General features: G+C 46.3%; 24 protein-coding genes and 1 riboswitch. Of the genes, 15 read left to right on the forward strand and 9 right to left on the reverse strand.

Annotated elements, in window-relative coordinates; translation table 11 throughout:
• The first annotated feature begins 4 nt into the window (after window positions 1-4).
• Both VKA52_RS13025 and VKA52_RS13030 read left to right on the forward strand, forming a co-directional pair.
• Window positions 5-1,549, forward strand: coding sequence for a SagB/ThcOx family dehydrogenase (locus tag VKA52_RS13025; RefSeq protein WP_326315962.1), 1,545 nt, complete (start codon window positions 5-7; stop codon window positions 1,547-1,549).
• A 197-nt stretch (window positions 1,550-1,746) separates the two neighbouring features.
• Window positions 1,747-2,205, forward strand: coding sequence for a DinB family protein (locus VKA52_RS13030; RefSeq protein ID WP_326315963.1), 459 nt, complete (start codon window positions 1,747-1,749; stop codon window positions 2,203-2,205).
• Window positions 2,206-2,309: 104 nt separating this feature from the next.
• Here the strand turns inward: VKA52_RS13030 and fdhA are convergent, their stop codons facing one another.
• Window positions 2,310-3,521, reverse strand: coding sequence for a formaldehyde dehydrogenase, glutathione-independent (gene fdhA, locus VKA52_RS13035; RefSeq protein WP_160912730.1), 1,212 nt, complete (start codon window positions 3,519-3,521; stop codon window positions 2,310-2,312).
• A gap of 246 nt (window positions 3,522-3,767) precedes the next feature.
• Window positions 3,768-3,868: riboswitch (purine riboswitch) on the forward strand.
• A 67-nt stretch (window positions 3,869-3,935) separates the two neighbouring features.
• On the opposite strand from fdhA, the gene VKA52_RS13040 reads away from it, so the two are divergent.
• Window positions 3,936-5,228 (forward strand): NCS2 family permease, encoded by a 1,293-nt coding sequence (locus VKA52_RS13040; RefSeq protein ID WP_206946264.1) that lies wholly within the window; start codon window positions 3,936-3,938, stop codon window positions 5,226-5,228.
• Between the two features lie 77 nt (window positions 5,229-5,305).
• Here the strand turns inward: VKA52_RS13040 and VKA52_RS13045 are convergent, their stop codons facing one another.
• The gene (locus VKA52_RS13045; protein WP_326315964.1) at window positions 5,306-5,974 is read right to left on the reverse strand and encodes a peroxiredoxin; all 669 of its coding nucleotides are present in this window, start codon (window positions 5,972-5,974) and stop codon (window positions 5,306-5,308) included.
• A 255-nt stretch (window positions 5,975-6,229) separates the two neighbouring features.
• On the opposite strand from VKA52_RS13045, the gene VKA52_RS13050 reads away from it, so the two are divergent.
• On the forward strand, window positions 6,230-6,811 hold the full coding sequence (locus tag VKA52_RS13050) for a DUF4256 domain-containing protein (RefSeq protein WP_326315965.1): 582 nt from the start codon (window positions 6,230-6,232) through the stop codon (window positions 6,809-6,811).
• Between the two features lie 72 nt (window positions 6,812-6,883).
• On the opposite strand, the gene VKA52_RS13055 is transcribed toward VKA52_RS13050, so the two are convergent.
• Window positions 6,884-7,789, reverse strand: coding sequence for a VanW family protein (locus VKA52_RS13055; RefSeq protein ID WP_326315966.1), 906 nt, complete (start codon window positions 7,787-7,789; stop codon window positions 6,884-6,886).
• Window positions 7,790-7,863: 74 nt separating this feature from the next.
• On the opposite strand from VKA52_RS13055, the gene VKA52_RS13060 reads away from it, so the two are divergent.
• Together VKA52_RS13060 and VKA52_RS13065 are read left to right on the forward strand one after the other, a co-directional pair.
• A complete protein-coding gene (locus VKA52_RS13060) occupies window positions 7,864-8,367 on the forward strand; it encodes a hypothetical protein (RefSeq protein ID WP_326315967.1) in 504 nt (167 codons plus the stop codon).
• Window positions 8,368-8,760: 393 nt separating this feature from the next.
• Window positions 8,761-9,405, forward strand: coding sequence for a hypothetical protein (locus VKA52_RS13065; protein WP_326315968.1), 645 nt, complete (start codon window positions 8,761-8,763; stop codon window positions 9,403-9,405).
• 82 nt (window positions 9,406-9,487) lie between these two features.
• Here the strand turns inward: VKA52_RS13065 and VKA52_RS13070 are convergent, their stop codons facing one another.
• The gene (locus VKA52_RS13070) at window positions 9,488-10,222 is read right to left on the reverse strand and encodes a poly-gamma-glutamate hydrolase family protein (RefSeq protein ID WP_326315969.1); all 735 of its coding nucleotides are present in this window, start codon (window positions 10,220-10,222) and stop codon (window positions 9,488-9,490) included.
• Window positions 10,223-10,502: 280 nt separating this feature from the next.
• On the opposite strand from VKA52_RS13070, the gene dacB reads away from it, so the two are divergent.
• Window positions 10,503-11,999 (forward strand): D-alanyl-D-alanine carboxypeptidase/D-alanyl-D-alanine endopeptidase, encoded by a 1,497-nt coding sequence (gene dacB / locus VKA52_RS13075; protein WP_326315970.1) that lies wholly within the window; start codon window positions 10,503-10,505, stop codon window positions 11,997-11,999.
• Between the two features lie 97 nt (window positions 12,000-12,096).
• Window positions 12,097-13,308, forward strand: coding sequence for a cation:proton antiporter (locus VKA52_RS13080; RefSeq protein WP_326315971.1), 1,212 nt, complete (start codon window positions 12,097-12,099; stop codon window positions 13,306-13,308).
• A gap of 77 nt (window positions 13,309-13,385) precedes the next feature.
• On the opposite strand, the gene VKA52_RS13085 is transcribed toward VKA52_RS13080, so the two are convergent.
• From VKA52_RS13085 to VKA52_RS13095, 3 genes are read right to left on the reverse strand one after another with little or no spacing between them, the layout of a single operon-like run.
• A complete protein-coding gene (locus VKA52_RS13085; RefSeq protein WP_160912752.1) occupies window positions 13,386-14,111 on the reverse strand; it encodes an NAD-dependent protein deacylase in 726 nt (241 codons plus the stop codon).
• Window positions 14,112-14,126: 15 nt separating this feature from the next.
• Window positions 14,127-14,867 (reverse strand): oxygen-insensitive NADPH nitroreductase, encoded by a 741-nt coding sequence (gene nfsA / locus VKA52_RS13090; protein ID WP_326315972.1) that lies wholly within the window; start codon window positions 14,865-14,867, stop codon window positions 14,127-14,129.
• Window positions 14,868-14,879: 12 nt separating this feature from the next.
• Entirely contained in the window at window positions 14,880-15,557 is a 678-nt protein-coding gene (locus VKA52_RS13095; RefSeq protein WP_326315973.1) for a hypothetical protein, read from the reverse strand.
• 165 nt (window positions 15,558-15,722) lie between these two features.
• Between VKA52_RS13095 and VKA52_RS13100 the strand changes: the two genes are divergently transcribed.
• Window positions 15,723-16,070: a hypothetical protein gene (locus VKA52_RS13100; protein WP_326315974.1), complete on the forward strand. Its 348-nt coding sequence runs from the start codon at window positions 15,723-15,725 to the stop codon at window positions 16,068-16,070.
• A gap of 12 nt (window positions 16,071-16,082) precedes the next feature.
• On the opposite strand, the gene VKA52_RS13105 is transcribed toward VKA52_RS13100, so the two are convergent.
• A complete protein-coding gene (locus VKA52_RS13105; protein ID WP_160912760.1) occupies window positions 16,083-16,331 on the reverse strand; it encodes a hypothetical protein in 249 nt (82 codons plus the stop codon).
• 379 nt (window positions 16,332-16,710) lie between these two features.
• On the opposite strand from VKA52_RS13105, the gene VKA52_RS13110 reads away from it, so the two are divergent.
• From VKA52_RS13110 to VKA52_RS13125, 4 genes are all read left to right on the forward strand, one after another.
• A complete protein-coding gene (locus tag VKA52_RS13110) occupies window positions 16,711-17,679 on the forward strand; it encodes an ATP-binding cassette domain-containing protein (protein ID WP_326315975.1) in 969 nt (322 codons plus the stop codon).
• Window positions 17,669-18,448 (forward strand): ABC transporter permease, encoded by a 780-nt coding sequence (locus VKA52_RS13115; RefSeq protein WP_115822165.1) that lies wholly within the window; start codon window positions 17,669-17,671, stop codon window positions 18,446-18,448. Before VKA52_RS13110 ends, VKA52_RS13115 begins: the two co-directional genes overlap by 11 nt.
• 155 nt (window positions 18,449-18,603) lie before the next feature.
• The gene (rsgA, locus tag VKA52_RS13120) at window positions 18,604-19,629 is read left to right on the forward strand and encodes a ribosome small subunit-dependent GTPase A (protein WP_326315976.1); all 1,026 of its coding nucleotides are present in this window, start codon (window positions 18,604-18,606) and stop codon (window positions 19,627-19,629) included.
• A 70-nt stretch (window positions 19,630-19,699) separates the two neighbouring features.
• Window positions 19,700-21,463 carry a dihydroorotate dehydrogenase gene (locus VKA52_RS13125; protein WP_326315977.1) on the forward strand — a complete coding sequence of 588 codons (1,764 nt, stop codon included), beginning with the start codon at window positions 19,700-19,702 and terminating at the stop codon, window positions 21,461-21,463.
• Between the two features lie 303 nt (window positions 21,464-21,766).
• Here the strand turns inward: VKA52_RS13125 and VKA52_RS13130 are convergent, their stop codons facing one another.
• Window positions 21,767-23,077, reverse strand: coding sequence for a glutamine synthetase family protein (locus VKA52_RS13130; RefSeq protein WP_160912767.1), 1,311 nt, complete (start codon window positions 23,075-23,077; stop codon window positions 21,767-21,769).
• Between the two features lie 222 nt (window positions 23,078-23,299).
• On the opposite strand from VKA52_RS13130, the gene VKA52_RS13135 reads away from it, so the two are divergent.
• Window positions 23,300-23,692 carry a hypothetical protein gene (locus tag VKA52_RS13135; protein WP_160912769.1) on the forward strand — a complete coding sequence of 131 codons (393 nt, stop codon included), beginning with the start codon at window positions 23,300-23,302 and terminating at the stop codon, window positions 23,690-23,692.
• Window positions 23,693-23,808: 116 nt separating this feature from the next.
• Complete coding sequence (locus VKA52_RS13140; protein WP_206948575.1) at window positions 23,809-24,735, forward strand: manganese-dependent inorganic pyrophosphatase; 927 nt, start codon at window positions 23,809-23,811, stop codon at window positions 24,733-24,735.
• Window positions 24,736-25,236 lie beyond the last annotated feature (501 nt).

Here is a 25,236-nt window from a genome sequence, read left to right on the forward strand (position 1 = left end):
TGAAATGGATCTTGACCGTTTCTTATACTACCTGCAATTTCAAAGTGAAAGGGTCATTCCGGCGGATTGGAAAGTCGCCTGGGAGGACGCCCCACTTCCTTATAAACTCTATCAGTCTCTACATGAAATCCCGCTCGACTGTGATCTTCCGCATTCGTTAAACGAGGATACAACAACTGGACTTAAGAAGCTCAGTCATTTACTCTGGTATGTTTACGGACAGACAGGATACAGTGAAACAACCATGCCACAGCCAGACGGGCCCGGTGAAGAAACCATCCATACGTTCCGCCGCTACGTCCCTTCGGGTGGAGGATTGTATCCAAGTGAATTGTATATCTATTTAAAAATGGAGGGTATTCCAGACGGGATCTACCATTATGATGCGGCTCACCACCGTCTGCATCTGATTCGGGAGGGGAATTTCGATACTTTTCTAACGGGAGCACTTGGAAATCGCTGTGATGTTTCTGAAGCGCAGGGAGTCCTTTTCGTGACGACGATGTTTTGGAAAAACTTTTTTAAATATAATCACTTCGCCTATCGTCTTCAGGGGCTGGATGCAGGCGCACTCCTCGGTCAATGGCGGCAAGTTAGTGCACGTACTTCACTTTATACAAGGGTATATTTTCAATTCCTTGATCGCCCCATCAATCATTTGCTTGGATTGAATGACGAAGAGGAGAGTATCTACGCTGTTGTCCCGTTTGCTGAAGGAAAGCCTTCTTTTCTGCAGGATCAAGGGGAAAACCTGCCTGCCGGAGCCTGGAGCAAAGACATTCCGGAAGTCAAAACCAGCCATTATCAACGTTCCATAAACGTTCTCGGTTTCCCGTACATTAAAAAAATCAATCAACAGGCCATGTTTGACTCTCCCGCACAGTTCGGGGCGATCAAACCCAAAGAGGCTCATGTGAAAATGGGGCCGGCCCACCCGCTCCCGGACGTTGAACCATTGGTCTATGACCTTGCTGAGGCGTGCCGGAAGAGGCATTCGCCAGAATTGAATTTTATAAACCGCCCCATTCCTTTAAAGCAGCTCGCTTTGCTTTTGAAAGAGACGATGCAACCGTCCGGTACAGACCTCTATGAAAAAGACGGTCGAAGCGCCCTGACGATCTATGGATGTTTTCATGGTGTCGAAGGATTGCCTGACGGCGCCTACTGGTATGATGCTGACTCGCACTCATTGCTTGAGATCCGTCAGGGGGACTGCCGTCTCCCGCTGCAGAAGGCGATGAAGGTCGATAACGTCAATCTCCATCAAGTACCGCTCTGTCTTCATATCATCGGTGAACGGACGCACTATAAAGAAGAGCTCGGGTACAGGGGATACCGGATTCAGCAGATGGAAGCGGGCATGCTTCTGCAAAGGTTGTTGTTGACAGCCAGTGCACTCGGTATGAATGGTCATCCGCTGCTGGGGTATGACGGGAAGGCATGTGATGATCTTTATCAGTTGGAAAAAATGGGAGAAACGACACTTATTCAAATCCCAATTGGCTGTTACCAACCGAAAAGCTCGCTCGTTGGGTATCTGCACACTTAACTTATAGCGCAGGCCATTTTTAACGGAGGAGGAAATCTCCTGAGAGATGTACAGGAGATTTCCATTTTTTATCTTGTAATGGAACGTAAGTCGATCTTATGCAGCTGGAAGAGACTGGCCTTGGCAACGAGCAAGGGAGTTGTGTACAAATGCAGAGAAAGCTAGAATAATAGATAGAGAAGAAGGGAGAGATTCATATGAACGAAGAACAACTGTTTAAACAGATCATTCTTGTAAGACAAGCCACATTAAAACAACTGGAAGGTGTTACAGAAGCCCAGGCAGACGAGCAGCCGGAAGGGTTCAAAAACACCATCCGCTGGAATATCGGCCACATTTACGTTGTGCAAAACTCACTACTTGCAAAATTCGGAGGCAAACCGGTCGCAACTCCATCCCGCTACATAGAGTTGTTCGCACCAGGAACAAAGCCAGCCGACTGGGAGGGGGACATCCCGTCGCTAGATGAGCTGAAGCAAGAACTTGAAGAGCAGCCGGTGAAACTGAAGGAAGTACTGAGTGGACAGCTCGATGACGAAGCAGCTCAACCTTTCCTATCTCTGCCAACCGTTGGTGAAATCCTTAACTTCACGATCTATCATGAAGGTGTGCACACTGGTACAGTGAAAGCCTTGAAAGACAAGGCAGCTAAGTAAATGAAACGAAGAAAGCTGACTGGAGGTACTGGTCAGCTTTTTTTTAAATTTCCCGACAGCACATAAAAACGCCTCCATCCTTAGAGGATGAAGACGCTATTTCTTTAACTCCGGATCAAGTTATGGGGATCGAGGACAAACTTTTTCGCTGCTCCGCTATCAAACTCTTCATAACCACGGGGAGCGTCTTCTAAACCAATCACGGTTGCGTTAACGGCGTGTGCGATGTTGGCTTTTCCTTTTAAAATCGACATCATCAAGCCGCGGTGATACTGCATAACGGGTGTCTGCCCAGTCGCGAACGATTGAGCCTTTGCCCATCCAAGACCAAAGTCCAGTTTCAGTGACCCGCGCCTTGCATCCTCATCGGAAGCGCCGGGGTCTTCGGTTACGTAAAGACCGGGAATCCCTAAGCCTCCGCCAGCTTTTGTTGCGTCCATGATGTCATTCAAGACAGCAGCAGGAGCCTCCTGGTGATTATGTCCATGGGCTTCGAAACCGACACAATCGACCGCTGCATCCACCTCAGGGACACCCAGGATCTGGTCAATCTGTTCTGTAAGATCATCATGCTCGCTGATGTTGATCGTTTCACAGCCAAAGCTGCGGGCCTGGGCCAACCGTTCTTCGATCAAATCCCCTACAATGACGGCAGACGCACCGAGCAATTGGGCGGAGTGGGCAGCGGCAAGGCCTACGGGGCCGGCTCCTGCAATGTAAACGGTCGATCCCATTTTCACTCCGGCTGTGTAGGCACCGTGAAATCCGGTAGGGAAGATGTCCGACAGCATGGTAAGGTCGAGCATCTTCTCCATCGCTTCGTCTTTGTCTGGAAATTTGAGCACCTGAAAATCAGCATAAGGAACCATCACATATTCGGCCTGACCGCCGACCCAGCCTCCCATATCCACATAACCATAAGCTGAACCAGGTCTGTCGGGGTTAACGTTCAGGCAGATGTGCGTTTTTCCTTCGATACAGTTCCGGCAGCGTCCGCAGGCAATGTTGAAAGGAACAGAAACAAGGTCCCCTTTTTTGACAAATTCAACATCCCTTCCGGTTTCAATGACTTCGCCTGTAATCTCATGGCCGAGAACAAGACCTTCTGGAGCTGTCGTTCTTCCGCGTACCATATGCTGGTCACTGCCGCAGATATTCGTCGATACGACCTTCAAAATGACCCCATGTTCACATTTCCTCCCGACATTCTGCGGGTTTACACCTGGCCCGTCTCTCAGGACCAATTCTGGAAAATCAATCTCTTTTACCGTCACTCCACCATTTCCTGTGTACGCTACAGCTCGGTTATTTGTCATTTTTCTCCTCCTTAAAGGGTCATTCAACTAGAAACGACAAGATACAGTTACCTAAGAGAGGGGGATATAAATAGTAGTAAGAATATTCCCTTATTTTGGAAATGAAAACCTACTATTGGAATAACCTGTCGATCACCGGCGTGAAGACGGGATCAGACTAGGTAAATATCAGAAAAAAGTGAATTCCCGAACATTTTCTATATTCATTGACCTCACCCGTTTGGATTGTTATGATTCTCCCTATCATTTCATACAAATACAGCACCTTGTATAAGTTCAGGAATATGGCCTGGACGTTTCTACCAGCTACCGGAAATGGCTCGTCTACAAGGGAGGGAACGTCTATGTTCCTTTCCTTATGTAAAAGCACCGGTAGATGGCCGGTGCTTTTTTCGTTTTATAGGAGGGAACATCATGAGAAACTTTTTTCAATTCAAAGAACGTGAAACGAACTTCCAAAAAGAAACGCTCGCAGGAGTAACGACGTTTCTTTCCATGGCTTATATACTAGTCGTCAATCCGATCATTTTAAGTCAGGCAGGGATGGACAAGGGGGCGCTTTTCACAGCGACCGCTCTATCCGCGATTGTCGGCTCGCTGTTGATCGGACTCCTTGCCAACTTCCCTGTAGGGATTGCGCCGAGTATGGGGTTGAACTCATTCTTCACCTTTTCGGTCGTAATTGGAATGGGGATTGAGTGGCAGGTCGCTTTAACCGGGGTCTTTATTGCAGGGATTATCTTTATGATTCTAAGTCTTCTTAAGATCCGGGAAAAAATCATCAATGTGATTCCGAAAGATTTGAAACATGCGATAGCGGGAGGCATCGGCTTTTTCATTGCGTTCATTGGCTTGAAAAACGCCGGCATCGTCGTTGGGAACGAAGAGACATTCGTATCCATCGGACAACTGACTTCTCCAACGACGGCTCTTGCTGCGTTCGGCTTTATCGTGACGCTGATGATGCTTGTCCGTGGGATCCGCGGGGGCATTTTTTACGGAATTGTCATCACCAGCATCATCGGTATGATTGTAGGCCTGGTGGATGTGCCTCAATCGGTCGTCGGTGAAATTCCAAGCCTTGAGCCAACTTTCGGCGTCGTTTTTCAACATCTGGGGGATATCTTCAGACCGGAAGTCTTAGCCGTTATTTTCACCTTCTTATTTGTTGCGTTCTTTGATACGGCAGGAGCTCTGATTGCGGTAGCCAGTCAGGCAGGAATTATGAAAGACAACAAAATTCCAAACGCTGGCCGTGCGCTATTGGCTGACTCTACGTCCGGAGTAGCAGGAGCGATCTTCGGGACATCGACGACGGCTTCATTCGTTGAATCGTCAGCGGGGGTTGCAGTCGGAGGCCGCACAGGGTTTACGAGTGTGGTCATTTCCATCTGTTTCTTCATTGCGTTGTTCTTTTCACCTATCCTCGGTGTCATCACACCCGAAGTGACTGCACCTGCGCTCATCATCGTCGGTGCTCTCATGGCGACAGAAGTGAAAGAAATCGACTGGAGCCGATTTGAAATCGTTGTGCCGGCGTTCGTTACGATCATCATGATGCCGCTCACGTTCAGTGTAGCTACAGGTATTGCACTTGGCTTTATTCTTTATCCATTCGCTATGATTGCAAAACGGGACTGGAAACAGGTACACCCGATCATGTACACGCTTGGCGGACTCTTTATTATGTACTTTGTATTTTTATAATTCTCCTATCTATGAAAAAAGATCTGCCTCGCGCTTTGATGAAGCGCGAGGCAGATCTTTTTTGTTTCATCCCTGTATTAGGAGTTCAGGTCCTTTTTACAGAAGTACCAGTCGACACAATCATAATCCGGGTTATCCATCCGTGCTTTGGCGTCTTCCGTCGTTTTTGGAGGAGAGGCAATGACTTTTTCTCCTTTTTTCCAATCAGCCGGGGTGGATACGCCGTGTTCATCCGTCGTTTTCAGTGCTTCGACAAGGCGTACGATCTCTCCCATGTTCCGTCCTGTGGTTAGGGGATAATAGATGACGGAACGGACGGTCCCTTTATCATCGATGACAAAGACAGCTCTTGAGGTTTCTGTTCCGTTGCTTTCCGGCATAATCATCCCGAACTTTGTCGCGACCTGCTTATCCAAATCAGCAATGACGGGGAATTCAATGGTCGTTTGGAAATTCTCTTCAATGTTCCGGATCCAGGCAATGTGTGAGGTCACACTGTCGACACTCAAGCCGATCAATTCCGTATCCAGCTCGCGCAGTTGATCATACACTCCCTGGAAGCCCACGAACTCGGTCGTACACACGGGTGTGAAATCAGAAGGGTGGGAGAAGAGAACCACCCATTTTCCTTCATAATCGTTCAATGAGATTTCCCCGTGGGTCGTTTGTGCGGTGAATGCTGGTGCTTTTTCACCGATTCTAGGTAAACTGTAGGTTTGTTCCTGTACCTGGTTTTCGTGTTCCATACCAACACTCCTTTTAGCGATTTTTAAGTACACAGTAGTTTCATAACCGATTTCTCATATACCAAAACGGGTATGTTGGGTAAAATATGTAAATTCAGTGAATGGCTCGTTTGACTTGGTATGGATTTAAAAGCTGGGATGATGACTTCCTCAGGGATTCTTCCAGGGTATAACATGAAGGAAGAAGCGATTGTTATTTTATAGTAAGATAGAAGATACATACCATATCTGATTGAAAAAAAGGGAGGAACCATCATGACAAAGGAAACGGAGACTCGGAATAAAGAGGTGTTACCGCTTGAAGAGAAGGAAGCGTTGATCAACGTTTTACAAGCACGCTTTGAAAAGAATGAGGCACGCCATGAGGGGATGGAATGGTCGGAAGTCATGGCTAAACTTGCCGAACAACCAGGGAAACTTTGGTCCCTTAACGAAATGGAAAGAACCGGCGGCGAACCGGACGTCGTCGGTTACGATCAAGAAAAAGACGCTTACATTTTTTATGATTGTTCCAAGGAAAGTCCGAAAGGCCGGAGAAGTGTGTGTTACGATCGTGCCGCTTTGGAATCCCGCAAGAAATATAAACCTGAAACCAGCGCGGTGGATCTCGCTACGTCGATGGGCATCGACCTATTGACCGAGGAACAGTACCGAACGCTGCAGGAATTAGGGGAATTCGATTTAAAAACCTCGAGCTGGGTCTCCACCCCTGAGAAGATTAGGGAACTTGGCGGGGCGCTTTTCTGCGATCGTCGCTACGATCATGTCTTTTTGTACCACAACGGAGCAGAGTCTTACTATAAGGCGAGAGGCTTTCGGGGTTCATTGCTTGTCTAATTGTTTTTGAAAAAAAAGCCAGCCCCTCCGCTGATTTAAAGGAGGGGTTGGCTTTTTCGGTAAGCGTTTCCATTATTGATACATCTCTTCCGGAAGCTGCTTGCTCGCATCAGGGACGTCATTCGGTTCAATATTGATCACATCAGAAGAATACACTTTGACAATCATCTGTCCTCCATACACTTTCGACCGGATCAAAATAGGCTGATTATAAGGGTTTTTAAACGTGAAATCCGGACCATACCAGCTCACCGTCGCATCTCGCCCTTCCGGAACATAAGGGACGCGCTTGCTGTGTGAATAGCGTTCCATGATCTTCACACCCGCTTTGTCTACGGAGTTAAACAGAGTGGAAGATAATTGACAGATGCCTCCTCCGATGCCTTCTGACACTTCTCCTTTGACGATGACCGGTGCTTTCTTATATCCCTTTTCCACCGTCCTTTTTCCTACCACTTTATTGAAAGAAAAAACCTCGCCGGGAAAGACGACATGACTGTCCAGGGCCTCTGCAGCCAGTCGGATATTGTGGGAGCGTTCTTGATTATTTTTATTGAAATAGGTCACATACTGGCCGATCTGTTTTGTGCGTATTGTTGCGAGCAGTTCACTATCGACTCTTGGATGAGCAGGTAGTGTAGGTACCTTGATCGAAGATGGCCCGGTTGCATGCAGGTAGCGGTGCAGTTCTTCGGTAAATGTACGCACATCCACTTTGGATCCCGGTTTGCCCGGGATGATTTCATCCGCTTGTCCGATCTTCGCAGGAACGGGCTCACGGTTGATTGTATCTTCCAATTGTCCGATCAACTGCGCGGTTTTTTCCTGATCGACAAAAGGCTTTCCTAACATCTCATCCTGGAATTCTTTTCGATTCACGGTCATCAATTTTTTCCCGTCGTGCGTGATGGTTAGATGCTCTTCCTGAATGAACGGTGCAGTGATGAATAAGCAAAGGGATAAGATGGCAATTTTCATTCCTGATTCCTCCTGAAGTTAGTATGAGTAGGAGCGAGAAGAAACATGTGAAAATTGTATCTTTGTGTGAGTGTATGAAACGATTATTTCTTTCAATCGTATGGAAAGGAAGAAAAGGAGGGATGACCTTGAGTGAAGAGTTACTGAATAAAGTCAGACGAATTCTCCTTTACATTGCATTTTTAATGGTTGCCTTTTTCTTTTCCTATATTCTCGCTTATCCGCTCGGGTATTCTCCGCTCGGTTATGAAGTCGTGAAAAACCATGACAACACGGTCGTGGTACAGTCTTTGAATACGTGGGGCATTGAAGAAGAGAGGATCACCTATCAAGCGCCTGAAGAGGATAAATGGAAAGCGGAAGCGCTGGTCGATCGCATTGAGAGACAACCTATGGAGTACCATCTCTTTTTCACTTCGATCATGGTAGCGGTTTTCTGGCTCGGGATGGAGGTCCGGAAAGGTCAATCATTGAAGAAAGTGCTTGTTCTCAGTGGTTTTTATGTTTTTGTATCAGGATTATCACTGATCCGCCACTTGCGCGATATTCAAGAAATTTTGGAGGGTACCCTCTATTAGTCATCGTCAGACGAAAGTGGTCACCCCAGTAATTCAACCTATACATAGGCACTACTGTTCATCAGGGAATGGGCAAGAAGTTGAAACCTTTCGAGCTCCTTGAACGTAAAAAAGTCAATGAATACTTGGGGGAGGGAAAAAATATGGGGATTGGCTCGTGGATCATTTTGTTCTTTATCATTTTCATTGCTATCGGTGGATTTAAAAAGATGAAAAAATAAGCAAAAGAACATCCAGGGAGCATTCCTTCAATGATTTGGCCCTCCCGGTGCTTTCCAATCAGTGGGGCTTTTCTGGAGCTTCTCGTCTAATTTTTCAGTAGTGATTTTTTACGAAGTGGAGAGCAGCCCACGGGTTTCATCTCAACAGATGAAAGAAGGGAGGATTCTTTTTTTGGTCGACGAACGTTTGCGCAAAGCATTGCTCCTCGTGCTTCCGACTTTGACAGTGGTGACACTGATTGGTGTTGGTTTGTCAGGGATGTATTTCAAAGATGATGTGGAAGTAGGGAATATCGTTCTATTGATTAGCTTGATAGGAGCGGCTCTTTTAACTTTTTTATCCTTGCTCTTCAGGAAAAAAGCAAAAGGGGTGACAGGAATCGTGCTGGTTTTTGTTCTTGCGGTTCCTGTTTTATTTTATTTTGTAAACAAGCCGACGACGACATCATTTGGTGCAGCGCTCCCGGATGAAATAATCTCAGCAGAAGTCATTTCGGAAATGAAGATCTATAGTGAAAGGGGGCGGCCGTTCAAATCCGTCACGTTGGAAAACCCAGATGAGAGGAAGAGAATTTTACAAAAGCCATCGACTATGACACTGGTGACCTCAGATGAAGGTCTCCCCCAACACCTCTATTCGATTTGGATTCAGGGGGATTCTTATGAAAACGAGATTCAGATCATTGTCGGACAAGAGGCTATTCGTATTTTGGGGAGTATCGACGGTGAGGATGTGGGCGGTGAGTATGAAATAGAAGGCGGGAATAGGCTGTTGCAAGTGATTGAAAATGGAGAGTTAGACTGGAAGGAAGGTTGAAGTGAAGGGCTTTCAGCAAAAGCATATGCTATAAGCAAAGAAACGCTCCACGTGATGGTGGAGCGTTTGCATGTGGCGGTTGTTATTCCTGGTATTCTTCCATCGCTTTCTGAATGGCTTCAACATAAGCTTTAAAGTCTTCCGTCTCATTAGAAGTTTCTTTCCTTGAGGAGTAACTGATGTCTCCGTCCTTATAAAACGCCTTCCTTTGCGCACGCGTTATCTCAAGCTGTACGCCTTTCTCTGTCCTGGTCTTGTTGACGTAGTTGTCGGGGTGGTCACCGTCCAGGTGTTCAGGAGCTATTTCAACGGAAAAACCCTTTTCCTCTAAATGACGCTCTACGATTTTCATCAACTTTTGATCCCGGCCACCGATGAGAGTCATGGGTTCATCACCACCTGCCCCATGAATGGAAATGTGATAATCGGCCTTCCCGACCATTTCCAGTGCTCGGGGTTCATCAAAGTTTGTGGAAGTAATATGTAAGTTCCTGAAATTATGAGACGCTAACCTTCCTTTGAATGCGTAATAGGGATAATCATCTCCGGCAATCGCCTCGGCAAGGGAAGAGGTCGTTTCTTCAATCCCACCGCCATGGATGGCGCTGACCAGCCATTGGTGATTACCTACGGAACTCGTGGCAATGCCCCAGTCTTTCCCTTCATTATAGACTTCCTTCAATTCTTCAAACGAACAGAATCGATCCCCGGAACAGTCGTCTTCCGTCATTTTTGATTTCTCTTCTTTTCCCTCATTTAAGAACCATAGCACCGCTGCAATCGAAACAGCCACGGCCAGGGCGAGTTTCAGCTTCATCTCTACACCTCTTCCTTCTAAAGGTACTCTAACAATGATGAAGGCATATGGATAACAATATGCTTCATAAAGAAAGGAAATGAAGGGGAATTTTATTGGGTGGGTAAGTAAGACAGACAGGTTACGGGTCAAACAAAGGCCTGGCTAGATCTGCTTGTTAGGGAAAGCATCATAAACGCATGGAGCATGTGACACGATAGAAGAGGAGAGAAAGTTACAAATTCTTACTGCTCTGCTACTATGAATGTAGTCAAGATTTTTAGGAGGCCTGTACATAAAGATGTCTACACCAAAGAGAATGCAGCTGGTCATTCCTTTTCTTACCGTTCTTATGATGTTGTTTTTCCATTCAGCGGAACAGGAAAAGGAGGTCTCGGAAGGGGAGACGGCATTGAAAGAAAAAATCGATCATGTGTTAGAGAATGAAGTTCTTCATGGGGCGGTGGCTGGAGTGAGCATTCGCCATGCCGAGTCAGGCGAGGTGGTTTATGAGAAAAACGCGCATTTGCGTCTGACGCCTGCCTCGAATACAAAATTGTTTACAGGAGCTGCCGCCTTGGAAACGCTCGGACCTGCGTACACGTTTACTACAGAATTATGGACGGATGGGGAAATCGAGGATGGCCGGTTGAATGGAAACATGTATTTGAAAGGAAAAGGGGATCCGACCCTATTGGAGAAAGACTTGAGGGCTATGGTTTCTTTTTTGCGGGAAATGGGAGTCCGGGAAATTACAGGAGACGTCCTGGTGGATGATACGTGGTATGACAACATCCGTTTATCTGATGGCATCCAATGGTCAGAGGAAAGTGAATACTACGCGGCTCAGGTGTCTGCTCTGACTGTCTCACCGGATGATGATTATGATGCAGGGACCGTGTTGATCACCGTCTCCCCTGCAAACAAAGAAGGGCAGCCGGCGGATGTTAAAGTCACCCCGGATAATGAATATGTGGAGATCGTGAACAGGACAAAGACCGGAAATACAAAGAAAGAAGAGGAAGTAAAGGTTGAGAGGGAGCACGGGACTAACACCATCTTCATAGAGGGGACAATGGAGAAGGATGATCCTGTTTCAAAGTCGTGGATTGCCGTTTTTGAACCGACAGGGCTCGTGCATGAACTTTTTCATCAATCGTTAGTGAAAGAAGGCATACGGGTAAAGGGTTCATCCACTAAAATCGCAGAAACGCCTGAACACGCCACGCGCTTGTATGAGCATGCGTCCATGCCTCTAAAAGAGTTGTTTATTCCGTTCATGAAATTGAGCAACAACGGTCATGCGGAAGTATTAGTGAAGGAAATGGGCAGAGTCGTCCATGGTGAAGGGAGCTGGGAAAAGGGACTGGATGTGGTTGAAGCGGAAATGCGTCGTTTAGGGGTGAACATGGATACCGTACAGCTGAATGATGGATCAGGAATGTCTGCGACCAATTTCATTCCCGCGCATGAAATCTCCCAGCTGCTCTTCCAGGTTCAACAAAGAGAATGGTTCCCTGCATTCCGACATTCGCTGCCTGTGGCCGGGAATGAAGAGAGATTTGAAGGAGGCACCTTGCGTGAGAGAATGCAGGAAACCGGGGCGGAAGGGAATGTCCGTGCGAAAACAGGGACGTTGACAGGTGTTTCTTCCCTTTCCGGGTATGTCACTACAAAGGATGGGGAGCCTTTGATTTTTGCGATGGTGTTCAATCATTTCTTGGCGGAAGATGTGGACGAGATCGAAGACCAATTAGCAATCATCCTTTCGGAGCATGTGCTGTCAGTGAAAGAATAACAAAGCGCCGGCATTCCTTATGCCCGTTTTTTATGGGTAAGGGCCGGTCAAGAAGGGAAAGACTAACTGTAGCTCATTTCTTACCGGGAGGTTTCTCATGCACGGATTTCATGATGTTTTTATTCAAATTCTACTGTTACTCGCCATCTCTGTCACCGTTATCGCTATCGCCAAGCTTTTGAAAGAACCGGACTCGATCGCTCTTGTTCTGGTTGGCCTCGTTCTCGGGTTGACGCAGCTCCCGTTCATTGAGGAAGCGGAAAGCTATATTACACAATCGGAAGTGTTCCAAGCGACCGTCATTTCATTGTTTCTTCCAATCCTGCTTGGGGATGCGACACTGAAGCTTCCTTTTCACCATCTATTTTCACAAAAGAAAACGGTCATGGGACTCGCCTTTTTGGGGACGTTCATATCCTCGCTCACGATCGGGGCCGCGTCTTATTTCTTATTGGACCTGCCCCTTGCGGTCGCCTTTACATTTGCTGCACTGATGAGTGCGACTGATCCGATCAGCGTGCTTTCCATTTTCAAGTCTCTTGGAGTGAAACAAAAAATGTCGACGGTTATGGAAGGCGAGTCACTATTCAATGATGGCATAGCCGTCGTACTCTTCAAAATCGCCAGCATCTACCTGCTCACCTACATTGAAATGGGCTGGGCGGGGCTCGGCAGTGGGGTATTCATGTTCTTGAAATTCGCGGTCGGTGGTGCTGTTATCGGTCTGATTTTGGGTTATGTGTTTTCTCAAGTCATCCGTGTCTTTGATGATTACCCGTTGGAAGTTGCCTTCAGTGCTCTGCTGTTTTTCGGAAGTTATTTTATTGCTGAGCATTTCCATACATCAGGGGTCATCGCTGTTGTCGTCGGTGGATTCGTCTTCGGCGATTACGGCGCAAAGATTGGGATGTCAGAAGAAACGAAAACAAACCTGAATACTTTCTGGGACAGTATCACTTTGCTTGCGAATGCCTTGATCTTCCTGATGGTCGGCCTTGAGATACGGAACATCGATCTTGCCGGCAACTGGGGATATATCGTGGGAGCGATTGCCATTGTACTGGTGGGACGTACCATCGCCGTGTACATCGGGACAGGATGGATCAAAGAACTGTCTTCGAAAGAAAGAATTCTCATCAACTGGGGTGGCTTGAGAGGGAGTCTCTCCATCGCTCTCGCTTTAAGTCTGCCCATGGATTTTGACGGACGAGAGCAAGTGCTGCTGCTCACCTTCTCCGTCGTCCTTTTCTCATTAATCGTCCAGGGACTGACCCTGAAACCCGTCATCAAAAAACTCGGCCTTGCTTAGCATCCAAATTTTGGTGTACCAGGTCATACAGATAATGGAAAAAGCCTCCTTCGACGAATCGTCGAAGGAGGCTTTTTTTACATTTTTTCTTTGATTTTTGAGAGTGCTTTTGATAAATCTTCATGGAGGACATAGTCAAAAAGACGGTCCTTTTCTGTTGGTTCATTGTTGATGAGCACGGTCGTCGTGTTTTCCTGTTCATAGGCAAGATACGGCAGCAGGTTGAATGGCGTCACGAAAAGCGATGTGCCCATGACGAGCAAAAGGTCCGCTTTCTCGATGATCGCCTCAGCCTCATCATGAGCCGTGATCATGTCGCCAAACAGAAGGACATCCGGTTTCAAAACCGTGCCGCAGTCCTTGCATACCGGTACAGCTTCTCTCATGATATCATCCAAAGAATAGGAGCGGCTGCAGTCCGGACAGCTCGACCGGTTCAATGTCCCATGATATTCAAGGACACGGGAGCTGCCGGCGAGCGAATGAAGCCCATCGACGTTTTGCGTAATGACGGATACTTCCCGTTCATCAGTTTCCAACTCCTTGATGAAGTGATGGACAAGGTTCGGCTTGTAGTTTTTCAACAGTTTCATCCGAAAGATCGCTTTATATTTTTTCCAGAAGTCTTCAGGATCATGAAAAAAGTAATCCGTGGACATGTAAAACTCGCGATCATGATTTTCTGTCCATAATCCTTCACTTGAACGGAAATCAGGGATTCCGCTTGCGGTTGACACCCCGGCTCCTGTGAGAACGGCGATCTGTTCTGCAGATTTTATATGGAGAGCAATGGTTTCATGCATAGACGAAAGCTCCTCTTACTGTTTGTTAAAGCCTTTCTTTTTGACGATACTGGTCACGTCCATACGCATCGGTTTTGTAAACCGTCGCAGCATTTGATCGGTCCAGGAGTCTTTCCTTGTGTTCGTCTGACGCGACTGATAGTAGGCGGTGATTTTCTCATCAAAGGCTCCAAGTTCATCTTTGTGATCACGCTTGTATTCATTTTCAAAGTAAACCGCTTCTTTCGGTAGCCGCGGCTTTTTGTCAGGCTGGTGATCAGGTTCACCAAGGACCATGCCGAAAAGCGGAAGAACGTGTTTAGGCAGTCCAAGGATTTCATCGACTTTATCGAGCTGGTTTCGGATGCTTCCGATATAGCAAATCCCGAGCCCCATCGATTCCGCAGCAATGGCCGCGTTCTGGGCAGCAAGCGCTGCGTCGATGGCAGAAACAAGAAAATGTTCACTGTTTTCAAGGTTTGTAAGCATCTCTTCATACTGCTCTGAAGAAGCGTTAAGAGTATGCCGGTAAAGATCGGCACAGAAAATCATCAGATGGCCGTTATCTTTCACATATCCTTGACCGGTGATTTCAGCGAGTTGGGCTTTTTTCTTTTCATCTGTCACCCCGATGATGGTATAAGCCATCATATAGCTCGAAGTAGACGCTTGCTGGGCCGCTGACAAAATGGTGCTCAGCTGCTCGTCAGTGACCGGGGTGTCTTTGAATTTCCGAATCGACCGGTGATTTAATAATGTTTCAATCGTTTCATTCATCATCGAGTCCTCCTATTTGTAAATCCAATGTGTCTGAACCGAATCCTCGGTCTCAGAACCGGCCATTGGATCGCTACTGGTGATTTGCAATCGTTCTTCATCCATAAAAGTAACAGAATGAATAGTGTATTGATACTGATTCGGTTTCGGCAGGAGGTGATCTTCTCCGGCTTCAAGATCAATCGGCTCAAGTGTCTCACGATCCATCACGACAAGCTGATGCTTCGCCTGCTCCTCATACGTACGTTCGAAAAGGTAAGCCACATACCGCTCGTCAGAAGAAACGTGACTTGAGACAAGTTTGCTCAAATCACTCATTAAAAAGGAGTGCTTCTGTTCGAAATCAATCATCAAATGCGAGCAGCGCTGTTCGTGACAGGCAAACTCCACCAAATATTGATTCTCTGCTATTTTAGAAAAAGGAAGCTCTTGCAGTTTTTGGTCTGGTTGATCAAAATTATGTATATATTGAGATAGAATGGGATAGTCTTTGGCCGTGAATGGGTAGGAAGATCCATCGAGAGTGAGCTGCATGTTGTCGCTGCTATTTTCAGCTTCTGCTTCTTCTATGAAGGGGGCGTCCCCTTCAAGTGGTTTCCTATTTAAAGAGTCTTCTGCTTCAGCATTCGAGCTGCATCCGACCATCAAAAGGAGGAGGAAGACGATCCACCACACGTTTTTCTCTATCATAGGCAATTCCCTCACTTAAAAAACCTCTTTTCTACAGGATACCACAACAGGCACTCACTCATGAGGATGAAACTTTTACAAAAATTTATCCGCATTCTTAAAGGAATAAGGGATTGAAGAAAAGAAATATATTCTCATAGGAAAAAGAAGAATGAGGTGGGGGTAATGGGAGAAATCTACAGTTTCAAAGCTTTTCAGTCAAAGAAGGAAAAGAAGAAGGTCCAGGACCCGAGAACAACGGTAGCGATTTATCGAAGCGTTGTTTACTATGTTCACTTGTACAGCGAGGAAACCTACGAACATCCGCTGGAGCATTTAACGACGAATATTCAACTTGCCGTCATTTTTAATAATGACCGGGCTGCATTCCTGGATGCTTTTGCCGCCCTCATTCAACATTGGGACCTCCCTCTGAACACTCATCAGGAGCTGCCTCCCTATGAAGAATTAGCCCAATTCACAACCCTCGGTGATCTTTGTTTATATATAGAAAAAAAGGTGAAAGACCTATAAGACGATGATTTCTCATGTCTCATAGCCTTTCACCTTTTTCATGTTGACGATTCCTACATAAAATTGCGTCAACCCAATTCCAAACAAAAGCGGCCCGACACTCGTCGCGAGCATCGTACTAACCAGCGTCTGTACCATCCCGATCGCCACTAACATCATGTATTTTTCTGCTCTAAACGCTAAGTATGAAGCAAACAACGTACCGATACTGATGATCAAAAGGGCCGGCATCAACCAAGGATACAATTGAGTGAGTTCCATGGTATTCACCTCCTAAAATATATTCTGAAAATTCTTATTATTGAAGATTCTATCACGTTTTGAAACACTGTTTCAACCGTGAAAACCGTCTAGTTTTGGCGGTTTTCCTTGTCGACGTAAAAATAAAGATTCCCCGCTTGAAACAGTTTCAAACCTCTGAGTCTAAATTCCTAAAATTCTGTTAATTATTAAAGCCTCGATTCACGAAGATTCCCTTTCTGCTTTCGAATGGATGAAATTTTTCCAGGGTCAAACCCCTACAGGGAACATTCAAACATGTAGTCGTGTATGCGTGTGTGTTGATATTCGTTTGTAAAAGTGATTATAGTGGGACTTATGTATATAGTTAAGGTAAGAAATGGTGACTGGAGGGATTGTAGTGAACGGAAAAATCGTTGTAGAACATTTAACCAAGACTTTTAAAAAAGGAAATGTCCAAGCGGTAAAAGATGTCTCCTTTGAAGTGGAGGAAGGAGAATTCTTTGCATTTCTTGGACCGAACGGTGCAGGCAAATCAACAACTGTTCAAATTTTGACCACACTCATCAACGCAACTTCTGGAAAAGCAGAAGTGGCTGGTCATGACGTCATTCAAGACCCGGAGAAAGTGAGGCGCTATATCGGGGTAGCCCTGCAGGAAACAGGTGTCGATCCTGATCTGACAGGCAGGGAAATGATTGAACTTCAAGCGAACATTTTTGGATTCCGTAAAGAAGACGGAAAGAAGAGGGCACAGGAACTGTTGGAGATTGTGCAATTGACAGAAGCGGCAGAACGTAGAATCGGCAATTATTCAGGTGGGATGCGCAGGCGGCTTGACCTCGCTCTGACGCTCGTTAATGAACCGAAAATCCTTTTCCTTGACGAACCCACGACAGGACTCGACCCTTCCAACCGAATGGCGATCTGGGAGGAATTGAGGCGGCTGAATGAAGAAGTCGGCACGACCATTTTCCTTACCACCCAGTATTTAGAAGAAGCCGATTCGCTTGCTCACCGCATCAGCATCATCAATGATGGAGAGATTGTTGCGACAGGGACTCCGAAAGAGTTGAAAGCTCAAATCGGCAATGATCTGATCACACTTACATTGAAAGATGAAAATCAGCAATCCCAAGCTGTCGAGTACTTACGTGGGCAAATGACAGACGTGGACGTCATCAGTCGTCAGAATAAGGTGCTCATTTACGTGGAAGAAGGAACGAAGCAGCTGCTTGAAGTCGTCCGCCTGTTCGACCAAGAAGGCTATGAAATCGAAGATATCCAGCTCTCATCGCCAACCTTGGATGATATCTTCCTGAAAATTACGAGTGAGAAAAAGGAAGGAGTGAGAGCAGATGGGCAATAACTTATGGAAAGACACATGGCTCATGACTGTAAGAAACATAAAAACAACGCTGCGTAATCCGTTTTCTTTTATCCCGAACCTGATTATCTCTGCTTTTTTCCTCCTCGTTTATGAAGGTGGGTTGAGCGGGATCTCCCAGCTCCCGACTTTTGAAGGGGCGAACTATTTGGCCTTCATTCTTCCTGTATCCATCGTTTCGGCTGCCATTGGTGGAGCAGGTGGGGCCGGGCAGAGCATTGTGAAAGACATCGAAAATGGTTTTTTCTCACGGCTGCTGCTGACACCTGCCTCAAGACTGGCGATTGTCCTTGGACCGATTATTGCCGGGATGCTTCAGCTCGTTGTGCAGACGTTGCTTATTATAGGCATCGCCTTTCTGCTTGGACTAGAAGTGGTGACAGGCTTTGGCGGCATACTGTTCGTACTGCTTATTGCAGTCGGATGGGGGCTTGCATTCGCCGGATATTCAGCTGGAGTTGCCCTTCGTACAGGGAATGCTCAGGCGGCTCAGGCCGGAACGTTCATCTTTTTCCCGCTTATTTTTCTAAGCACGACGTTTGTTCCGTATGAACTGATCGAAGCCCAATGGCTGAAAATCGCGGCCACCATCAACCCGACCACCTACATTTTCGAAAGTATGCGGACGGCCCTGATTGATGGCTGGGTGTTCTGGGACTTGATGCAGGGGGTATTCGCGATCGTCATTGTATGCACCATCACGATTACCTTTGCAGCCATTTCTGCGAAAAAAGCGGTTTCCCGTGGATAAATCTGATCACTGGCAAAAAATTCTGATATAATAGAACTAATTAAAAAGTTAGGAGTGATGTTTTATGGCAAACGTAACCATTCTAATCCATGCAAATCAATCAAATCACGGAGGACATCACTCGTAACGTCCTCCAAATACTCAGGAGGAATCGAATGAAACGGAACGATTGTACAGATTTTTTTAAAGCGCAGATGATTGAAGGAGAACAAATCGGAAGAATCACCCGTCTGACCCACGGCTTATACACCGTCGTGGATGATGAACAGGAGCGACACGGTGAAGTATCCGGAAGGTTTCATCATACCGTCCAGCTCGACAAAGATTACCCGGCCGTCGGGGATTGGGTGGTTTTTGAACCCTATGATGATGGAGCACGTGCAAAGATCCACCGCGTCCTGAATCGAAGGACAACATTGTCCAGGAAAAAAGCGGGAGAAAGTCATCAGGAGCAAATCATTGCGGCGAACGTGGATACCGTATTTATCGTCACCGCTTTGACCCAGGAATTTAACGTGAGAAGAATCGAACGTTATGTGCAGCAGATCTATGAGAGCGGCGCAAGCCCTGTCGTAGTTTTAACAAAAAGGGACTTATGCGCCACGGTTCCTGAACACATCGCTGAAGTCGAAAGTGTGGCACCTGGTGTTCCTGTCTATGCGGTCGATAGTTTGACAGGGGAAGGAATGGATGAGCTTGGCACTGAAATACGTGCGGGCGAAACGATATCTCTTGTAGGATCCTCAGGTGTTGGAAAATCGACACTCATCAATCACCTGCTCGGCATGGAAAAACAAGTGACCCAAGGTGTGCGTGAAGAGGATCAGCGCGGAAGGCATACGACGACTCACAGAGAGCTGTTTGAACTGCCGAACGGAACCTATATCATCGACACTCCAGGTATGCGGGAATTGCAGCTATGGGGTGGAGATGAAGAAGGGGTGGATCAAACCTTCTCTGACATCGATCGTTTGAGCACGTCCTGTAAGTTCAGAGACTGCAAGCATGAACAAGAACCAGGATGTGCAGTGAAGCAGGCAATAGAAACAGGAGAGCTTGAAGCGGCACGTCTGAAAAGCTACAACAAGTTGAAACGGGAGCTGAAGCGGCTCGAGCTGAAAGATCGGTACGGGACGCATCGCACAAACCGGATGCTGCACGGACCGAACGCAATCAAGTAGAAATGAGAGGTGCCGGGTCCGGTGCCTCTTTTCTTATATAGTTTTTGATTTTATAGTAAAGGAAGATTGTATGCCGGATTGGTCGTATCATGTGTTGTTCAAACCATGGCTTTCAAAGATATCCCCTGTAACTTCAAGGGAATTTATACATAAAAATATGAACCGGATCGCGTCTCTACCTGGAGGCAGCCATATCATCGATTTTCTAGGCAGGGAGGAGATCTCTGAAAGATTATCCGTTTATATTGGGAACGAGTATGTCCGTGGACCTGTCGGATTATCGGGGAAAATCGATCCGCGGTTAACGGGTACGAAGGCTTTCAGCAACTTAGGATTCAGCATGATTGAAGTTGGACCAGTGACAGTGGAACCGCAGAAGGGGGACTCTCCCGAACGCAAAGAAGGCCGTATCCTGCTTCCCCATCAAGGGGAGTCGATTGGTCTTGAAGAAACGGTGCGTCGTTTGAAAAAGGTGGAGAGAGACGTTCCTTTTCTTTTCCATCTGCAAGGATCGCAGGATGAAATAGTGACTATGGCCAAAGCACTCCAACAATTTAACGGGGTATTCAGTATTGCGCATCAGGATTGGGAGCCGAAATTAGTTGAAAGACTAGCAGTATGGAAACCCGTATTTTTAAGAATGCCAAGCAAAAACGTGTCTGACAATGATCGATTTCCAGGAGCCGCGGGCATTATTTTAGAAGAATCTTTTAATGAAGGGAATTTAGAAGAACATAAGAAGGCATTGGAAATGTTGAGACGCTATGATGTGATTACGATCGGTGGGGTGAAAGAACCGGAAGATGCGCTCTCCCTCCTTTCTGCCGGTGCAAGCATGGTGTTCCTCTCTGCTGAATACGTTGATTCAGGTCCTGGATTACCGAAGCGGATTTACGAGGCGCTGTTGGACGAAAAAACAGAAACATTCGAAGGGGAAACCGGCTGGATGTGGTATTTTCTGTTCGGGCTGGCGGTTTTCCTCGGGGGCCTCCTCGCGTTGGTGTTCAGCTTGACTTCGGTGATCCTTCCTTATGATGAAGCTTTTTTAGGAATATCCCGCCAGGAACTGCTGTTGTTTAATGAACGGATTCTCTGGTTTATGGCCCATGACCGGATGACTCTCGCTGGAACGATGATCTCAGGCGGACTGCTTTACATGTGGCTCTCGAGATTTTCTGTTTCCAAAGGAGAGAAATGGGCCAAACAAGCGATTGACTTTGCTGCGATTGTAGGCTTTTTAGGGATCCTTTTCTTTATTGGTTATGGATATTTTGACTGGCTGCACCTGTTGTTCTGGGTGATCCTCCTGCCATTATATGTTACAGGGTGGTTCAAATCCCGGGGCCTCTCCGGAAAGCCAGCTTCCAAGAATCGTAGAAATCATAGAGTTTGGCTCCTTGGCGTCTATGGGCAGTTTTGCTTTGTTGTCCTCGGATTCTCTTTTGTTCTCGGGGGGATCATCATATCTTATATCGGAGTGACAGGGGTCTTTATCCCGACCGATATTACCTACCTGTGCATGCCTCCTGAATTGATTCAAAATTTCAACGAGCGATTGATTCCCGTCATCGCTCACGACCGCGCCGGATTCGGGAGCGCCCTGTTCAGTGTTGGCTCTCTTGTGCTGATGAGTGCTTTGTGGGGCTACCATCAGGGGAAACGCTGGTTCTGGTGGATGTTCCTGATTGGAGGAGTGCCTGCCTTTGCCGCGGGGATTTTTGTCCATATCATGATCGGCTATACGACATTCATTCACTTGCTGCCTGCTTACATCGCCTTGTCTTTTTATGTTGGAGGCTTGGTTCTGTCGTATCGTTATTTAATGAATAAATGAAGCGAAAGGTCATCCGTATTGAGGATGACCTTTCGCGCGCAGGAAGAGTGAGCCGCGCGCAGGAAGAGTGAGCCGCGCGCAGGAAGAGTGAGCCGCGCGCAGGAAGAGTGAGCCGCGCGCAGGAAGAGTGAGCCGCGCGCAGGAAGAGTGAGCCGCGCGCAAGAAGAGGGAAACGCGCGCAAGAAGAGAGAAACGCGCGCAGGAAGAGTGAGCCGCGCGCAGGAAGAGTGAGTCGCGCGCAGGAAAAGAGAAGAGCACACAAAAAAGCAGCGCCCCATCGGAGGGGCGCTGCTTTTCTAATTCTTACTTGTTCATATATTTGTCGATTTCCCACTTGCTTACTTGCAAGGAGTATTGAGTCCACTCATCTTCTTTGTCTTCGATATAAGCATTGGCTGTGTGATCACCAAGAGCTTTAAGAAGAACTTCGTCTTTCTTAAGTGCAGAAAGAGCTTCTTTCAAGTTTGTAGGAAGTGTTGGTACGCTGTCGTCCTCAACTTCGTACAGGTTACGGCTTTCTGCTTCACCTGCATCATATTCGTTACGGATACCTTCAAGACCAGCTTGGATCAATACCGCAAGTGTCAGGTAAGGGTTCGCTGTCGGGTCCGGGTTACGGACTTCGAAACGAGTACCTTGTCCACGTGTTGTTGGTACACGGACCATACAGCTACGGTTGGAGTGTGACCAAGCGATACTTACAGGTGCTTCATAACCAGGAACAAGACGCTTATAAGAGTTCACGTTCGGGTTCGTGATCGCTGCAATGGCGCGGGCGTGGTGAAGAATACCAGCGATGAATTGTTTCATCGTTTTAGAAACGCCATCTTTCGCATCTTCATCATAGAAAGCACTGTCGCCATCTCTGAATAGGGAAAGGTGTGCGTGCATTCCAGAACCGTTTTCGCCTGCAATTGGCTTAGGCATGAATGTCGCATGATAATCGTGGTTTGTTGCGATATCTTTTACGACATTTTTGAACGTCTGGATGTTATCAGCTGTTTTCAGCATGTTGTCAAAACGGAAGTTGATTTCGTGCTGCCCCATCGCAACTTCGTGGTGGGAAGCTTCCATTTCGAAACCGAATTTCTTAAGTGTACGAACGATGTCACGACGTACTTTATCTCCTTTATCTTTCGGAGAAGCATCGAAATATCCACCGCGGTCGTTCATTTCGCGGATCGGGTAACCGTCTTTATCCAATTTGAATAGGAAGAATTCAGGTTCTGGACCGACGTTTACTGTGTATCCCATGTCTTCAGCTTCTTTCATTGCTCGCTTAAGGATGTAACGAGGGTCTCCTTCGAATGGAGTGCCATCTGGCTTGTAGATATCACAAATGAAGCGCGCACTGCGATCTTCATCGACCAAAGAAGGAAGTAGTAGGAATGTATCTAAGTCTGGTACGAGATACATGTCACTTTCTTGGATATCGGAAAAACCGGAAATGGAAGAACTGTCGAACATCGCTTCATTATCTAAAACCATTTCTAGTTCTTCAGCCGGTAGTTCAACATTTTTCGTATCCCCATACATATCTGTGAATTCTAATAGTAGGAATTCAACGTTGTTTTCTTTTACTTCCTGAATAATTTGCTCTTTTGTGTAAGTCATACATTACCCTCTCTTTTACAATTTTATTATGAGATTTGTATCCGGAATAGTGCTGGATATGTACCTCACTTTTTCTTATGTAAGGAATTCTAACACATAGTGTAGACAAATCTCAAATCTCTTTTATTTAAATTCCCTTATTTTTTTCCCCTAAACCTATGATTTAGTAAAAAAATTCGTCCTTCAACATAAGGTAGATTATAAGGATAACGGAGGTGTTGTATGAACAGTAAAAACCTTGTATTCATGCAGTCTGTGGCTATTTTTGGTTACCTGGTTTTCATCTCACTCGTGACTGTGAAAGTACAGGGCACCGCTCTTGTGACAGAAAATTTTTATTTTTATATTATTTTCTCACAATTTGTATATGTCCCTGTAGGAATTTTGCTCGCACTGCCAGCTTTCCTTAAACAATGGGGAGGAGAAGGACAATGGAAATGGAAGAAAAGATATGGCCTTTTCTTTCTTTTTCCTTCTTTATATGTATTGCTTGTACCCTATGTCATTCCTGTCGATTCTATTTTACCGAATCTATTGATTACGAATCCTTCTGTGAGTTCGGTGATTCAGGTTCTCTGTGGGTACTTTTTGGTAAAAGGATTCGAAAAAGAATAGTTTTCCTTCCATATTAAGGGGAATGATAGGAGAAGATGGACTATGGATGCAATCTATTTTATAATCGAGACGGACAAGACATCCTACATACCCTTGATAAAGAAAGGAAGATTTTTGTGAGTAAAACATTGATTTTCGGGCACAAGAACCCGGATACGGATACGATTACTTCAGCACTTGTGTATGCTGAATTGAAAAAAGCCCTTGGCGAAGAGGTAGAAGCGGTTCGTCTTGGAGAAGTAAATGGAGAAACTCAATTTGCCTTGGATCAGTTCAATGTCGATGCGCCACGCCTGGTTGAGCGTGTATCTGATGAAGTCGAACAGGTCATCCTTGTCGACCATAACGAGCGCCAGCAGAGTGCAGAGGATATTGATGAAGTGCAGGTGCTTGAGGTCATCGACCACCACCGTATTGCAAACTTCGAAACAAAAGGACCGCTTTACTACCGTGCGGAGCCAGTCGGCTGTACGGCAACGATTTTGAACAAGTTGTATAAGGAAAAAGGACAGCAGGTTTCCAAGCCAATGGCAGGGTTAATGCTGTCAGCGATTATTTCTGATTCCCTTCTATTCAAATCACCGACATGCACGGACGAAGATCGTAAAGCTGCCGAAGAACTTGCAGCGATGGCCGGTGTGGATGCTGAAGAATATGGCCTAAAGATGTTGAAAGCAGGCGCGGATATCAGTGACAAGACAGCTGAAGAGCTGATTTCCCTTGATGCGAAAGGATTCAACATGGGAGATAAAAAAGTAGAAATCGCCCAGGTGAATACTGTGGATACAGATGATGTACTTTCCCGTAAGAGTGAGCTTGAAGCAGCCATCGAAAAGAACGTTTCTGAAAAAGGTTTGGACCTGTTCCTGCTTGTAGTTACAGACATTCTTGAAAGCGACTCGACAGTCGTAGCAGTCGGTAACGAAACAGAAGCGGTGGCGAAAGCTTTCGAAACGGAGCTTGATGGTAATCAGGCGGTCTTGAAAGGTGTCGTCTCCCGTAAGAAGCAAATCGTCCCTCCATTGAACACTTATTTCGGATAAGAAAAAAAGCGAACCCTCTTTGTGAGGCGTTCGCTTTTTTTATAGCATTCATTCTCTTCCATATAAGCTCACTATATTCTTGAAGACTCAGTTTCGAGATGTTTTCAGGGTTCGTTGCCTAGTTAAGCGTTAGGGGTGGCACGAACCCCTATACCGAGAGTGAGTGTCTCTTATTCCTCTATCCTAAGTAGGCATAAAACGCTCTATATCAAGCCTTAAGTTCTGTCAGCCCGCAGTAGAAAATTTTATATGATTCATTTCGTTTCATTATTCAAGGTGATCTTTTAGAAGTGGTTTCGAGAATCAACCTAGGTAAAGGGCGAAGGGGAATGGCGAGACTCCTGCGGGAAAGAAGTGCAGGGTGAGACCCCACAGGACGCAGTCCGAGGAGGCTCACCGCGCTCCCGCGGAAAGCGAGTTATTACCCGCAGCCCCCATCCACTTAACAAAAATCTCGAAACTGAGTCTTCAAACCTGCCATATAGTTTTATAGACGGCGGT

The organism is Halobacillus sp. HZG1 (assembly GCF_035818575.1).
Lineage (GTDB): Bacteria > Bacillota > Bacilli > Bacillales > Halobacillaceae > Halobacillus > Halobacillus litoralis.